General features: G+C 44.2%; 10 protein-coding genes. 8 read left to right on the top strand and 2 right to left on the bottom strand.

What is annotated here, in order from left to right; genetic code table 11:
* Nucleotides 1–36: 36 nt before the first annotated feature.
* The 6 genes from G9Q97_RS00110 to G9Q97_RS00085 all read left to right on the top strand — a co-directional run bounded on the left by G9Q97_RS00110 (nt 37) and on the right by G9Q97_RS00085 (nt 10,093).
* Entirely contained in the window at nt 37–567 is a 531-nt protein-coding gene (locus G9Q97_RS00110; RefSeq protein WP_166141947.1) for a GNAT family N-acetyltransferase, read from the top strand.
* A gap of 544 nt (nt 568–1,111) precedes the next feature.
* On the top strand, nt 1,112–4,378 hold the full coding sequence (locus G9Q97_RS00105) for a SusC/RagA family TonB-linked outer membrane protein (protein WP_166141945.1): 3,267 nt from the start codon (nt 1,112–1,114) through the stop codon (nt 4,376–4,378).
* Nucleotides 4,379–4,423: 45 nt separating this feature from the next.
* A complete protein-coding gene (locus G9Q97_RS00100; RefSeq protein WP_166141944.1) occupies nt 4,424–6,445 on the top strand; it encodes a RagB/SusD family nutrient uptake outer membrane protein in 2,022 nt (673 codons plus the stop codon).
* A 98-nt stretch (nt 6,446–6,543) separates the two neighbouring features.
* Nucleotides 6,544–7,887, top strand: coding sequence for a Gfo/Idh/MocA family protein (locus G9Q97_RS00095; protein ID WP_166141942.1), 1,344 nt, complete (start codon nt 6,544–6,546; stop codon nt 7,885–7,887).
* Nucleotides 7,888–8,145: 258 nt separating this feature from the next.
* Nucleotides 8,146–9,189 (top strand): DUF6807 domain-containing protein, encoded by a 1,044-nt coding sequence (locus tag G9Q97_RS00090; protein ID WP_166141940.1) that lies wholly within the window; start codon nt 8,146–8,148, stop codon nt 9,187–9,189.
* Between the two features lie 25 nt (nt 9,190–9,214).
* A complete protein-coding gene (locus tag G9Q97_RS00085) occupies nt 9,215–10,093 on the top strand; it encodes a sugar phosphate isomerase/epimerase family protein (protein WP_166141938.1) in 879 nt (292 codons plus the stop codon).
* Nucleotides 10,094–10,214: 121 nt separating this feature from the next.
* Here G9Q97_RS00085 and G9Q97_RS00080 read toward each other — a convergent pair whose 3' ends face one another.
* The gene (locus G9Q97_RS00080; RefSeq protein WP_166141936.1) at nt 10,215–11,471 is read right to left on the bottom strand and encodes a dipeptidase; all 1,257 of its coding nucleotides are present in this window, start codon (nt 11,469–11,471) and stop codon (nt 10,215–10,217) included.
* 166 nt (nt 11,472–11,637) lie between these two features.
* Between G9Q97_RS00080 and G9Q97_RS00075 the strand changes: the two genes are divergently transcribed.
* Nucleotides 11,638–12,543 carry a YncE family protein gene (locus tag G9Q97_RS00075; protein ID WP_166141934.1) on the top strand — a complete coding sequence of 302 codons (906 nt, stop codon included), beginning with the start codon at nt 11,638–11,640 and terminating at the stop codon, nt 12,541–12,543.
* 189 nt (nt 12,544–12,732) lie between these two features.
* Nucleotides 12,733–13,734 carry an acyl-ACP desaturase gene (locus G9Q97_RS00070; RefSeq protein WP_166141932.1) on the top strand — a complete coding sequence of 334 codons (1,002 nt, stop codon included), beginning with the start codon at nt 12,733–12,735 and terminating at the stop codon, nt 13,732–13,734.
* Nucleotides 13,735–14,118: 384 nt separating this feature from the next.
* On the opposite strand, the gene recQ is transcribed toward G9Q97_RS00070, so the two are convergent.
* Nucleotides 14,119–16,278, bottom strand: a complete 2,160-nt coding sequence (recQ, locus tag G9Q97_RS00065; protein WP_246255300.1) for a DNA helicase RecQ — start codon at nt 16,276–16,278, stop codon at nt 14,119–14,121.
* Nucleotides 16,279–16,303: the final 25 nt, after the last annotated feature.

The following is a 16,303-nucleotide window of genomic DNA, read 5'->3' as shown; positions in this document are numbered from 1 at the left end:
CAATGCACATACGTTTTTGAAAAAAGTCCCGAGTCCATGCTTTCCCTGAAAAACCCTTCCTTTCCGGAGATACATATCAACAATCATTTTGAACCCGGAGATATTGGTGCTATCATTGAACTCCACGGGAGGCTGTACCATGCCAACTTCGGATTCGGTTTGGGATTTGAGCAATACGTTGCCCATACCTTTGCTGAATTTGTTTGTCACTTTCAGGAAGGAAAAGACCAGATCTGGATCGCCAAAGCAAACGGCCACATCAAAGGTTGCATCGCGCTGATCGACAGGGGCAACAAAACAGCCCAACTGCGGTATTTTATCACCACAGCTGATTACAGGGGAAGGGGCCTGGGAAAACTGCTTTTCGATTTTTTCATGCAACACATCAGGGCGCATCTCTACCAAAAAGTTTATTTATGGACCACCGAAAACTTAAAGGCTGCCGCCCACCTTTATGTACAGGAAGGCTTTTACCTTGCCGAACAAAGGGAATCCGATACTTTTGGCATTCCTTTAATAGAACAAAAATACCATTGGGAACTACCAGAACCGGATAACACAAAATAAAAAATCCAATAGGATAGTCTGGGAAAAATCAGAGACATAATTTTTTCCGCAAACCATATATGTGGGAATTAAGCACTAAACAGGTACTGGCTGTCTGTTTAATAGACACCAAATCGAAGTTCATCAAATTTAACTATAGTTGTTTATTGGTTTTTAGCACAGATGATTATTCTATAATTGTTTTTAATAAAAAATTATGTTTTAAGCAGCTCAAATAAAAGGGAGATTTTTTAAAAATAACCGGAATTATTTTTTTGGCTTGCCATTTTTTTCTATAATTAAACCTCTAAAAAAATGTTAAAAGAAAAATACCCCATTCAAAAGGTAATATTAATTTAAGAACGGCAGTCGATTTTGCTTTGATACAATAGTGCAATCGATTCCGCAAACTAAAAAAAGTGGAAGCTTATAACCTCAATTATCACCCAAAAAAGGCTTAAAACATTCACATGACGTAAACCTAAAATAGCCTATGTAACACGATGGTAAGTCTGTAACTAACTTTGATAGTTACTTATCCAATTAATTAAACCCAAATTTTATTATGAAAAGAAAATTACCTTCTTGCTGGACGGCAACTTCTAAGTTTGCAGTAGCAGCAATTGTGTTTAGTTTGTTTTCCGAAAGCCTGTTGGCCGGGGACAGCTACATGAACAAAAACAGGAGTGGATTTGAAAGCAACCTTCTTTCAAAGGTATCCAAACTTACTTTGGATAGAGAAATCGTAAACGAACCATTTGATGTCACTGTCAGTGGTACGGTTACCGATAGTAATGGTGAACCTATTCCCGGAGCTACCGTTTCTGTTCCGGGCACTTCCATCGGTACCGCTACGGACATCGATGGAAATTACAGCATCACCGTTCCTGATGGTGCTTCCATTGTATTCTCCTTTATAGGGTTTGAGAGTCAAACCATTGCAGTCAACAACCAATCCACCATCGACGTGGAGCTGGTAGAAAGTGCCCAGGCACTGGATGAAGTAGTGGTTGTGGGTTATGGAACTCAAAAGAAAAAGGACCTGACCGGTGCCGTCGTCAACGTGCAGGCAGAGGAAGTAATGAAATACAAACCGACCAGTGTTTCGGAAATATTGCGAACCACTGTTCCTGGTTTGAGTGTGGGCTATGCGACAAATGCACGAAATGTGCCTGAATTTAACGTAAGAGGTGATAACTCTATGAAAGCCGACCTGGACGGAGATGGTGATAGAGAAGAAGAAAGGGCAGCAAACCGACCCTTGATTGTATTGGACGGGGTAATTTTCCAGGGTGACCTGGCAGAGATCAATCCAAACACCATTGAAAGTGTGGATGTGCTGAAGGATGCCAGTGCAGCAGCCGTATACGGTTCGCAAGCCACCAACGGTGTGGTAATCTTCACCACGAAAAAAGGCCAATACGGAAAGCCACAAATCACCTTTAGCTCCAGGGTTGGACTGGTCACTGGTGCCAGAAGGCAGCAAACCTACAAAGGCGGAGATGAAGTGCTGAACTGGTTAACTGACATGAACGAAACCATTACAAACTCCATCACGGAACCCTGGACTCGTTTCAGAGACTATAACGACATTGATCCCCAGTACCAGGACGATTGGTTGGCAGCCAATGGTATTCCCGGTGAAACAGATCCGGAAGCCATCCGAATGGCCAGGGTAAATAATTTTGGTTTCTGGGATATAGAATTGGAAAACTACAGAAACGGTGTCACTTACGACTGGCAGGACTTTCTGTTCCACACCGGAGTCAGACAAGATTACGACCTTAGTGTTTCCGGAAGAAACGAACGCGTTTCCTACTATTATTCACTGGGATATAGTGATAGGGAATCGGTTCAATTGGGTGAAACCTTTGAAACAATTACTTCTCGTTTAAACCTGGATGTAAACTTGGGCGAATTTATAAGTATTGGTACCAACACCCAATTCACTTTTCAGAATGAAGGCCAGGAAGCTATTGACAATGGTGGTTACCGGGTGTATTCTCCCTATGACCAACCCTGGGCCAATGGAGCCCCAAGAACACGGGAAAACCTAAACGATCAGGCTGCGGGTTCAAATATCAGCAATCCTTATCAGGATCCTTCCTGGAACACCCGAAGCCATACCCGGTTTATGGTAAATCCAACGCTATATGCCCAGGTTACTCTTCCTTATGGATTCAGTTTACGAACAGATTATACGCCACGATTTGATGTAAGGAAAAGGTTTGATTTTGATGAGAAAGGCAATCCGCAGCGAGCGGTAGACCGGGCCGAAAGAAGGTACAACGATTCCTTCAGGTGGCAGTCCAACACCATATTGAATTGGGACAAGAGTTTCGGAGAACACAGATTGAGTTTCACCGGTCTGTACAATACCGAAAAAAATCAGTTTTGGGAAACCAGGGCAATTACCAACAACTTTTCGCCTACTTCCGGCCTTGGATATCATGCGGTACAGTTGGGTTTGAATCCTACCATGTCTTCCTATGACGAAGTAAATTCGAGAACAGGTTTATTGGGCAGGGTCACCTATGCCTACAGTGACAAGTATAATTTTTCAGCCTCTCTACGGAGAGATGGGTTTTCCCGATTTGGAATAGAGAACATATTGGGTAACTTCCCGTCTGTATCCGCAGCCTGGACCATTTCCAATGAGGATTTCATGCCGGAAGGTGCAGCACTTAGTTATCTGAAATTGCGATTGAGCTATGGAGTGAATGGCAACAGTAGTGGTTTGGAAGATTACAATGCCTATGCGCAGCTTAGCAATAGCCTTTACCTCAACTACGACGGTGGCTATTTCCCTGCTCCGAGAACAGAGATTACCCGGATCGCCAATCCATTTCTGTCCTGGGAAAGAAACGCCTCCTTCAACATTGGTATCGACTATGGTTTCTTTAATGACCGGGTGAGCGGTTCACTCGACATGTACCAATCCGAGACCAGAGATCTTTTGCTGGATCAGAAATTACCAGACCTGACCGGTTTTGGCTCTGTAAAAACCAATGTGGGAAATCTGCAAAACAGAGGTTTTGATCTGGGTATCAGATCCATCAATATCACCAGAAATGATTTCACCTGGACCAGTAATTTCAATGTAACCTATGCGGTAAATAAAATCACTACTCTGGGCAATGCGCCCATTCCGATGACCGATTCTCAGGGCAATATGATCGAAAGAGAGCCCGATGACCTGCAAAACGGTTGGTTTATTGGAGAAAACAAAGACATCATTTGGGACTGGGAACTCGATGGTGTATACCAAACAGATGAAGCAGATGAAGCTGCAGAGTATGGACTATTTCCAGGTGATTTCCGTTTTGTGGATCAAGACGGAGACGGAGATATTGATGTAGATGACAGGGTATTCCTTGGTCTTCGGCAAAACCCCTGGTACATTACCTTCAGAAACGATTTTGAATGGAAAGGATTTGATTTTGGTCTGGTATTTCTGGCCAAGATGGGCTGGAAGGGAGGCACACAGGAGCCCTTCAATAATTCTCAGCAGTATATCAAAAACCACAACTGGTACACCATTCCGTACTGGACTCCGCTGAACGGACAAAACAATTTTGCCCGTATCAACTCGATCAACCTGGGTGGTGGCAACGCCTGGTTGAACCGCGATTACCTGCGCTTGCAGAATATTAGTGTTGGTTACAACCTCCCAGCCAGTATTCTGGACAAGTTGAATGCTACCCGCCTGAGGCTGGCGTTGAACATCGAAAATGCGGCGGTATTTACTCCCTGGGAAAGAAGTCTGGGTGATCCGGAGTCAGCACGGGAAATGCCTCGTACATATTCTTTGAGTTTGGACTTCACTTTCTAGGTCCAGGACAGAGACAATTAAATGTTAACCAGAATCGAATTAAAGATGAAAAACACACATATATTTAAAGAAATCGGCTTATCGTTGCTCCTCCTGGCATCCGTATCTTGTTCAGAGGAATTTTTGGACCAAAAACCATTGTCCTTCCTTAGCCCGGAAAACACCTACCGGGATGCAGCAGGTTTACAAACCGCATTAGATGCAGCTTTACAGGGTGTAATGTCACAATGGAACGGAGATACCCGGGAGTTGATGTTCAACAGCAACATGAGTGATGCCTCTGTGGTTTCTGCTACGGATAAGCCTGATGCTTTTGTGGATTTGCGCACCTATGCCACGCCCACCAATTCACGGAACAACGATGCCGGACGTGCACGCTCCTTTTATGCGGACAATTACAACCACATCAAAAAGGCCAACACGGTGATCGACTATATCGATCTACCAGAATGGCCGGATGGGGTAAACGATGCAGAGAGAAATCACTTGCTGGGATCTGCCTATTTCCTGCGAGCCTTTTTCTACATGCAACTCACCATGGATTTTGGCAATGTGGCTTTCCCTTTAAATGTGGTATCGGAGGCCCGAAGGGACTTCAAAGCATTTAATATGCAGGGGATCTGGGACCAGATGATTACGGATCTGGAGTATGCAGTAGAGCATGTAAAACCCAAAAGCCAATTACCCATTGGGCAGGCTCCCAAAGATGCGGTCCGTATTCTATTGGCCAAATATTACATGCTAAACGAACGCTTTGCCGATGCAGAGCAATTGATGGACGATGTGATCAATGGCGGGGAGTCCCAGCTATTCACAGATGACATGATCCCTTCCGGTGTGACCGAGGTGGAAGTAGCCAATACCAATAATCCAAATACCGGAAACCCATTGCCAGGAAGGTCTGGCTATGCTCCTGCTGATGCAGTGAATTACCTGCACATGGACCAGGGAGCACAGAAAACTTCTAATCCAGAGGGCATCTGGTTGGTGGTCAATGAACCCTTTATTTTAGGAACACAAGGTAGATCCGCCAGGATTAGGGCATGGGGGCCTAACTTTGTCAGTACCAATCTGGGGGTATGGGAACCAGGAACTACCCGCATCGGTACCGATGTACAGCAGTCTACCTCTGATGAGCGGGGCCGGATGATGAAAAAATGGGGTAGAAGTCAGGGCTTTGCCCGTCCAACCAATTATTCTCAGTATGACATCTGGAATTTCAAGGGAACATGGGACGAGCAGGACTACCGACACAAGGACCTGAACTGGTTTGAAATGGAGGACATATTGTATGACAATCCCTCCCTCCAGGAAGACGGTAGCCCCTATTACATGCAGCCGCTTCGCTTGTATGATGACAACGGCAACCTGACCTGCCAGGACACCATCCGTTGCTGGTACGGGTATCCAAGGTACAAGTTCTATTCAGTAAATCAGGAAGACCGCCCTGATCGTCAGGATGGCGGTAAAATGGACATGTATATCATGCGTATTGCCGAAGCGTATCTGGTAAGGGCCGAAGCCCGCTTCTGGCAGGATAACCTTGCAGGCGCAGCTGAGGACATCAATACCATTCGTCAGCGCGCCAATGCCATCCACATGTATACCATAGCCGATATGCAGACTGAAGGCATAGGTGCTGTGCTTGATGAGCGAAACAGGGAATTATTTGGTGAAGAATACCGGCACGATGAGCTGGTCAGAATCTCTGTCATTCTAGCCAAAACAGGCAAAATGGCCTACAATGGCAAGACCTACTCGATCTCCGGAAACGACATTGAAGAATCCCTTTCGGCCAATAGTTTTTACTATGACCGCATGATGGAGAAAAACAATTTCTTCCGGGACGAAGTACCATGGGCGACCTACAACACCACGAAGTACACCATGGATCCGCACCATGTTTTCTGGCCGGTATACCAGCCCTACCTGGTAGGTAACGTAGAAGCTACCTTAAACCAAACCACGGGTTATAATGGTGCAGAAGACAACATTGAGCCCCTGAATCATGTGGTGCAGCCTGCGGGCGCACCCAATGAAGATCCCATGCGGGCCATAGGAGAGTAATGCCGATCATATAAAAAATTCACCCGAAGGCATGTGCAGTCGGGTGAATTTTTTAATTTACACGTAATATTTAATTATAAACTCAAATACAGCATATTATGAATAATGATTCATCCAGAAGATCATTTATTAAAAAGTCAGCCATAGCGGGATCAGCGGCCATCGTCGCTCCTACCATTGTGTCTTCAAGTGTTTTTGGTGCCAATGACCGCATCAATGCGGCAGTATTAGGCGTAAACGGGAGAGGCAAAAACCATATCCAAAGCCTGATGAACCAGGAAAATGTACAGGTTACAACCCTGGTGGATCCGGACATGAACCTGCTTAAGGAAAGGCAGAAATCTTTCAAGGAAAAATACAATAAAGACGTTGCTTTGGAGCAAGACATGCGACGGACCTTTGAGGACCCGGATATTGATGTGATCAGTATCGCTGCCCCAAACCACTGGCATGCATTGGCCACCATCTGGGCCTGTCAGGCCGGCAAAGATGTTTACGTGGAAAAACCCGGCTCCCACAATATCTGGGAAGGTCGCAAAATGGTTGAGGCCGCTCACAAGTACGACCGCATTGTGCAACATGGTGTTCAACTGCGCAGTTCTCCAGCCGTCAGGGAAGCCATCGAATTGATGCGGGATGGATATATCGGCAATGTGTACATGGCCCGTGGGATCGTATTCAGATGGAGGCCCAGTATCGGCGATCAGGGTTTTGCACCTGTACCGGAAGGCATAGATTACGATATGTGGACCGGACCAGCCCCCAAGCGGCCATTTTCCCGAAATCTGGTGCATTACAACTGGCACTGGCACTGGGATTATGGCAATGGGGATGTGGGCAACCAAGGCATTCACGAAACGGATTTGTGCATGTGGGGACTGGACGTGGGTCTGCCTACCAAAATCACTTCCATGGGAGGTAAATTCCTTTGGAATGATGCCAAGGAAGTTCCGGAAGTGCTCACCTCGGTTTACAATTATCCCGAGGAGAATAAAATCATCCAATTTGAAGTAAGGCCCTGGTGCACCAATGAAGAAGGTGGAGCCACAGTAGGCAATATCTTCTATGGAGACAAAGGATACATTGTGGTAGACGGTTACGATAAATACAAATCCTTCCTGGGCCAGGACAGGACTCCAGGCAAATCAGGGGACGATGGAGGAGAATCCGGAACAGGAATGGACAGGGGTGCCGGGGGTACCGATGGACATTTTGCCAATTTCATCGAAGCTGTGAGAAAACATGACAAAACCATCCTCAATGGTCCTGTTGAAACCGCCCACCTTTCTTCCGGTCTGGCCCATTTGGGAAATATTGCCTATAAACTGGAACGCGTCCTGACATTCAACCCTCAGTCTGAAACATTTGTCAATGATGATGAAGCAGACCAAATGCTTACCCGCAATTACAGAAAAGGTTTTGAGGTGCCTGAAAGGGTCTGATGATCAAGCGTAATTATGGATCCTAAACCGGATCCTTTTATACACCTGCCAGGCCCATATCACCTGGCAGGTGTTATCTTCAGTGAAAATTCAATGTTAAATCAGCCGTTTAAAACAATCAAAGGATGAAATCGAGCATGACCCAGGCAACACACAGAGGGAGAATTATTAAGCATGCGACCTGCCTGCCGGTAGGCAGGGATTCCACCCCGATAAATCGGGGCAAGTTATGACAGCTAAAAAACAAATTATAAGCAGATGAAATATAGCGCAATCATATTGATCATGGTAATGAGTAGCAGCACCTTACTTTTTGCTCAGAAAAAAAGCAAAGAAAAAATCGAATTACAGGTAAATGAGGCCGAGAAGAAAGTGGATGTCATGGTAGGTGGGGAGCATTTTACTTCCTATATATACCCCGATAATATCATGAAACCTGTATTGTGGCCGGTCATGTCTCCGGGAGGAAACATGGTTACCCGAAGCTACCCTTTAATCAATAAGGAAGGAGACCGAACCGACCATCCCCATCATGTGGGTATTTGGCTCAATTACGGTGATGTGAACGGTCTAGACTTTTGGAATAATTCTGAAGCCATTCCTGCTGAAAGAAAAGATGGATATGGAACAATCTTTCATCAATCCGTTGAAAAAGCCAAAGGAGGAAATGGTAAAGCTGTGCTGGAAACCAATTCTCTCTGGAAGGGACCGGACAATACTACCTTATTGGAAGAAGAAACTTCCTTTAAATTTAGCGCAACGGAAGACATGCGCATTATTGACCGTACCACTAAATTGACTGCGGCCGTTGAGGAGGTGGATTTTACAGACAACAAAGAAGGAATGTTTGCCATCCGGGTAAGTCGTGAATTGGAACTACCCACAGACAAACCCACCGAGTTGGTAGATTCTCATGGCGTAAAAACCCGTGTGGAGAAAATGGACAATACTTATGTGAAGGGAGATTACAGGAGTTCGGAAGGCATAGAAGGTGGAGATGTATGGGGAACCAGAGGGCGCTGGATGAAACTTTCCAGTGAAATCAAAGGGGAGCCCGTTTCCCTGGTAATCATAGATCACCCAGACAATGCCGGCTATCCTACTTATTGGCATGCCAGAGATTATGGACTTTTCTCAGCAAACACTCTTGGGCAAAAAGCTTTGTCTGGTGGCGAAAATGAGTTGAATTTTAGTCTCGAAAATGGGGAAACAGCTACATTCAAATACAGGTTTGTGGTGGCCTCAGCAGATCTTTCCGATGCGGAAATCAATGAATTGGCTGATGAGTACGCCAAACAATAAATCAGCCCCAATTAAACATACCATTATGGATAACCATCAATCTAGAAGAGGTTTTCTCCAAAAAAGCATGGCCGCCGGATTGGGACTTGCTTTATGGAACCCAGCCCTTTCTTCCGCTTTTGCCCAAAATTCCAATATGCAGCTCGGTCTGGTCACCTACCAGTGGGGCAAGGACTGGGAATTGCCCGAACTAATAGCTAATTGTGAAGAAACCGGCCTGCTGGGAGTCGAACTGCGTACCGAACATGCCCATGGGGTAGAGACCAGCCTTTCTGCCAGGCAACGCAGGGAGGTAAAAAAGCGATTTGCCGATAGCCCTGTTACCTGTCTGGGCTATGGTTCGAATTTTGTCTACCACTATACCGATCAGGCAGAGGTTCGCCAAAATATAGAAGGTACCAAGGAATACCTTAAGTTATGCAAGGATATTGGTTCCACCGGAATAAAGGTAAAACCAAATGGTCTGCCAGAAGGAGTTCCAAAAGAAAAAACCATTGCGCAGATCGCTGCCTCCTTTAACGAAGTAGGCAAATATGCAAGCGACCTGGGCCAACTGGTTCGGGTGGAAGTACACGGAAAACTTACCCAGCAGCTGCCCAACATGAAGGCGATCTTTGATCAGGTAACCGAGGATAGCGTAAAAGTTTGCTGGAACTGTAATGACCAGGATTTGTTGCCACCGGGACTTGAGGCAAACTTTAACTCCGTCAAAAAATGGTTTGGAGATACAGTCCATATCCGTGAACTCAATGAAGGTGACTATCCTTACCAGGAGCTAATGAAGCTATTTACAGAAATGAATTATAAGGGTTGGATTTTACTGGAAGCGCGGACTTCTCCGGAAGACCGGATCGCAGCGATGAAAGAACAATTGCGTTTATTCAATGTCATGACAAGGGCTTAATCGTCGTTAAATGATACCTATTCATCACAAAAAGCCAACAGAAATTATTTTCCGTTGGCTTTTTGTGTGTATGGCCAAAATACCAATGCAGTTGTGAAAGTGAAAGGAAAAATACCCCAAATCAGGCAGATGCTTTGGCAAAATCCTCCACGGCCTTCCAAACCCTGAATACATTTTTATAGCAAAACTTCTCAATATCTTCCTTGCTGTATCCCCTTTTCAGCAGTTCGGCTATTAGATTGGGATACATGGATACATCTTTCAAACCTGTAGGGAGGGTATCACCCACACCGTCAAAATCCGAGCCGAAACCCAGGTGATCGATACCCACCAGGCCTACGATATGGTCAAAATGGTCCGCAACCCTTTGAACAGAGGGAAAAGGATTGTTTTCTGCTACATAAGCCGATATGTATTCCTGTGCTTCAGGATCATTCCTGCTAAGTTCATTCTCTGCCAACCAGTTGATGATATGCTCCCTGGCAGCGTCATTTCCCTCCCGAAAATCCTGATCGATAAAACTACCTCCAAAATTGATCATAATAACTCCATCATTCTCAGCAAGTTTTTTGATCATTTCATCTCCCATATTCCTTTCAAAACCAGGGGTAAAATGCCTGGCCGAAGAATGGGAAGCAATTACCGGCACCTGGCTAACTTCCATTACATCATAAAACGTATCGTCCGAAACGTGTGAAATATCAACCATGATACCTACCCGGTTCATTTCTTTTACTACCTCCACGCCAAATTCGCTCAGACCTCCGTGGGTATAGGTCGTGTCATAAGAAGAGTCACCAATTAAATTATCCTTTCCGTGGGTTAAGGTGATGTACCTGATACCCCTTTCATAAAAGTACCTTATGTTATCAAGATTATCCTCGATGGGAGCCCCATTTTCCATTCCCATAGGCAGGGATATCTTACCAGCTTCAAAATTCTCCTCGATTTCATCGGGTCCGTATGCCAGGCCGAATTTATCAGGCCAGGTAGTAGTCAGTCTCTCTGTCATTAAAATAAGGGAATCCGCCAGGGCTTTTGCCCCTCCCATTTCCTGATATCGGGAAGGGATATAGATGGACATGAAAGGTGCATCAAGCCCCCCTTCTTTGGATCTGGGAAAATCAAAATTACCTCCTTCAGTCCTTTCCGCAACGTTTAATATCTCCCGCTGCAAGGTAAAGCCCCCAACTTTCATTCTGTAGGGTAAATCCACATGACCATCTACCATGATCGTATTTTTTGCTAAATCTGTCGCTATTTCCATTAATTCTTCTTCTGAAAGCTGAGAATAATCCATGGATTCTTCTGTACCATTTCCACAAGAAATCGCCAAAAAAGCAAAACCAAGTAGTAAAATAACCGTAAAATGTTTCATTTTCTGTAATTTTTGTCGTTAGTAGTTGTGAATTAAATAAATCAAGAACCAAATATAATGATCTTTCGGATCATAACTACCGTACTAAAAACTCATTTTCTGGTGAAAATTACGCATTCCACAAAAAAAATAGCGAAATTTGATATTGAATCTAAAAACTACAACCATGAAGTCTTCAAAAACACCCTCAACGATTACAATATGGACGCTATCCCTGATACTTTCAATTTTTTGGAGTTGCGGACCTGCCAATTCCGATAAGGAAAGTGAAAATGAAATGGTCGAAGAAGAACTTTCCAGCTCCACCAGTCCAGGTTTGGACCTGCTGTGGGAAACCAGCCCTGACCTGACAACCAATGAGTCTGTTCATTATGAGGAAAGCGATGGACAGATTTATGTGGCCAATATAGAAGGTGGGCCTGACGAGAAAGATGGGGTTGGTTCTATTTCAAAACTCAATACGGAAGGAGAAATCCTGGAACGAGACTGGGTAAGCGGACTAAACGCGCCAAAAGGAATGGCTGTCAAAGGAGATTATTTGTATGTCACCGATATCGATCGCTTGCTTGAAATTGAACTGGCCACCGGTGAAACCAGCAATACCTACGAGATCGACGGGGCTGTTTTTCTGAACGATGCAGCAACCGATGGAGAAAAGGTGTATTTTTCAGACATGAGGACCAATAAGATCCATTACCTGGAAGATGGGGCCATTCATACATTTGCTGAAGAACAAAATAGCATCAATGGACTCCGTGTGGGAAATGGAAATACCCTGTATGGCTTGGATGCCGAAGGATTGAAACAATATGAACCGGACGGCAGTTTTCAGATCATTAATGCTGAAGTTACTGGTGGTGATGGATTAATAGTCCTTGATGAAAGCACCTTCATAGCCAGCAAATGGGGAGGGGAGGTCTTTCTTATCCAGGATGGAACCGCTACCAAAATACTTGATACCACAGAGGAGGAGTCAAATACAGCTGACATCGGGTTTATTCCAGGTGAGGATATCGTCCTGGTTCCGACTTTCTTTAAGAACAAAGTAGTGGCATACAAATTATCTTATTGAGAGAATTTTCGAATTTTATTATAATATTGAATGAATATTTCAATGCATTCGTTATAGGAGTATAGGATGTTAGGTGTCCTGATAAAAAATTATTATTTTAAATTTTAAGGACATTGTAGTTAATTTGCAGAAAGATGTAGTGTTTGGTGATAACAAACATATGGGCATCACAAAGCGAGAGCATAGTTTATGAATAAGTCAGAAAATATCAATTACGAATTGGAAAAGAATGCTGAAGTCATCAACCAAATAGATGACTTTGTGACGGAAACAGTAGGAACTACCCTTATGGATCCTGATGATTGCTGGCAGCCAACTGATTTTCTTCCGGACATGTCTCAGCCAGATGCATTGGATCAGGTTCGGTTGCTGCGTGAACGGGCTGCAGGTATTCCAGACACCCTCATCACCTCATTAGTGGGTAACATGATCACAGAAGAGGCATTGCCCAGCTACCAAACTTATTTCAATATGTTGGCTGGGGTAAATGATGAAGGATCTCTGACCAGTGAAAGGGGTTGGGTAAAATGGACCAAAGCCTGGACTGCAGAGGAAAACCGACATGGTGACCTGTTAAATAAATACCTGTACCTCTCCGGAAGGGCTGATATGAGGAAGGTAGAGCAAACCATTCATCGATTAATTTACAACGGGTTTGATCCCAGATCGGAGAAAGATCCCTACCAGGCGATCATTTATACGTCTTTTCAGGAAAGGGCGACCAAGATTTCACATGTCAACACCGGTAAGCTGGCCGATAAGGCAGGAGACACCGTATTAGGTAAAATATGCAAACAAATTGCCGGGGATGAAGCCAGGCATGAAAAGGCATACAAAAGTTTCATGTCTGAAATATTCAAGATAGATCCCAGTGGTGCCATGTTGGCTTTTGAGAAAATGATGCGGAAACAAATTGTTATGCCAGCGGTATTAATGGGAGAAGGAGGTAAAAACCCTACCATCTTTGACCAGTTTTCTGCCATTACCCAAAAAGTGGGGATTTATACCGGTTGGGATTATGCCCGAATCATTGACCATTTGGTGAAACTGTGGCAGGTGGAGACGGCAACGGGTTTAAATGATGTTGCCGCTAAAGCGCAAGAATATTTGGCTGGATTATCTGCCCGCTATTCCCGTCTGGCAGACAGAATGAAAACTCCTGATGAAATCAGCCTCGCATGGTTAAAATAAAAAAGGGCCAAAAAATAGAAATAAAATTGCCCTTTTAGAACTTTGCAAAATTAAAGCTTAAAAAGTTGCTTAATCACCCATAACAAAGGTAGGTGATGCACCAACTAAAAAAAATACCCCGTTCGGGGTATTTTTTTTACATTTTACGCTAAATGATTAATTGACAATCAGATACGATATCTATTATCCCGGATTCGTTCTATGATTCCCTAAAGAGCAGGACAAACGGTCATCAGGTACCCTCATTGGCTGGCTTTAAAGTAGGAAAGGGTTTATCAGCCTATATTAAAAGGGATTCTCCCAGCGTTCTGGTCCCAATAAACCCGTCTAAGAATAATAGCTTCCTTACGGATTGCAATTAGTTGGAACCTGGTTTTTTACGCTTTATTCTGAAGCAACTGGATGGATCAAAGCTAACCTGAGTTGAAAATAGCTGTATTTCTCGCCAAAATGTTCTTTTAAAGGTTTAAGCTTTTCTACCTGAAGGGATTCTCTTGCAGATTTTATTTCTTCAATAACTCTATCCGTCAACAAAGCAGTTACTTTTATCTTACCGGAAGCTGCCAGATCAATAATATGTCCTTCCACAGTGCTTATGGCAAAGCCTCTTTTTTGAGCAATCTGAGATACAGAAAGACCTTCTTTAAAATATTCCAGGGTTTCCAATACAGACGATGAGGTACCTTTATTTAAAGGCTTCTTTACGATTGGCTTCTTTTCCTTCACTATCCCGTTTTCACTCATGTGATTCCGAATCACCTGTAAAAAAGAATCCCCATATTTTTCCAGTTTTTGTTGACCCACCCCACTGATTTTTATCAATTCATAATCGGATTCCGGATAATAGCGGGTCATTTCCACCAAAGTGGCATCTGAAAAAATAATATAGGGGGGCACATCCTGCTTTCTGGCCAGACTTGATCTGAGAGACTTCAGGGCAGCAAGCAATGTTTCATCTATTTCAGTCTTCTGAATACCCTGGAAGAAATCATCCCCGTCCATAGACAACAGGAATTTTTGCTTCTTTTTTAGCTTTTCCCAGGCCTGAGGTGACAGACTTAAAACAGGCCTTAGGGGATCCTCCTGAATCAGGTACCCCTCGGTGACCAATTGGTGGCCTAGCATTTTCCAAAAATCCGCAGGTTTGTCTTTGCCGATCCCGTATACAGAAAGCTCCTTTTGTTTCTCAGTTACTTTGGTAGATTGTGAGCCCCGCAATACCATGATGACATGTCCCAAGCCAAACTTTTGTTCTAATCGAACCACTGCGGAAAGCAGCATTTGGGCATAGGTAGTCACATCTACTTTGCTTCCTTTTTGAAAGCAAATATCACAATTGCCACAATCTTCGGGATAGTCCTCTCCAAAGTATTGCAGTAAAAATTTCCTGCGGCACTTTTTGGTTTGACAAAAACGAACCATGGTATCCAATTTGGATTTCATGTTCCTTACATAATCCAGATTGTCCGAATTTGAAATCATTCGCCCCAGGGTAATGCTGTCTCCAAAACTATAAAAAAGCAAGGCTTCACTGGGGAGGCCATCCCTTCCTGCACGGCCCGTTTCCTGATAATAACTTTCGATATTCTGGGGCATATTGGTATGTACCACAAAACGGACATTGGATTTGTCTATCCCCATTCCAAAGGCAATGGTGGCGACAATTATCTTCACCTCATCTTTGATGAATTTTTCCTGATTTTCCTGTCTGGTGGCCCTCTCCAAGCCTGCGTGGTAGGGAAGAGCTGAAAAGCCATTCGCATTGAGCTTGTCTGCCGTGTCTTCTACTGATTTTCGGGACAAACAATAAACAATACCGGAATCATTGGGATGTATGCGGAGGAAATCTACCAGTTTGCCAAAGGCATCCGACCGCAAGGAAACCCTGTAGGTAATGTTTGGCCTGTCAAAGGATGAAATAAACCACTGGGGCTGATTCAGAAACAACCTTTTGGCAATGTCCTTTCTGGTATCCTTATCAGCGGTCGCCGTGAGCGCCAAAAAAGTAGTTTCCGGAAAAGATTTTCTTATTTCCCCTAAGCGCAGGTATTCCGGCCTGAAATCATGCCCCCATTGGGATACGCAGTGGGCTTCATCCACGGCTACCAGTGACAATTCGATTTTTTTAAGCATCTCCACCAGGGGATATGCACCGCCATAAAGTTTTTCCGGTGCCACATACAAAAGCTTAATCTGCCCCTTAAAAACCTGCTCCGAAATAAACCTTTGCTCACTGATATCCTGGGTAGAATTCAAAAAAGCCGCGGGAATTCCCAATTGATTCATGGCGTCTACCTGGTCCTTCATCAAGGCGATCAAAGGCGAAAGCACCAATGTCAGTCCGGGAAAAATCATGGCGGGAATCTGAAAGCATACGGATTTGCCAGCCCCGGTAGGCATCAGTGCAATGCAGTCTTTCTTTTCCAGCACAGATTGAATGATAGCTTCCTGGTTACCTCTGAATGAATGATAACCATAAAAATTTTTCAGTACTTCCAGTGGTTCCATGTAAGGTCTTGGTAAATTGAAAAATATCCAGAACATGAATTTACCACAAATTCAAAAAAAT

The sequence above is a fragment of the Cyclobacterium plantarum genome (genome assembly GCF_011290685.1).
GTDB classification, from domain to species: Bacteria; Bacteroidota; Bacteroidia; order Cytophagales; family Cyclobacteriaceae; genus Cyclobacterium; species Cyclobacterium plantarum.
This window is presented reverse-complemented; position numbering and strand designations above follow the sequence as displayed.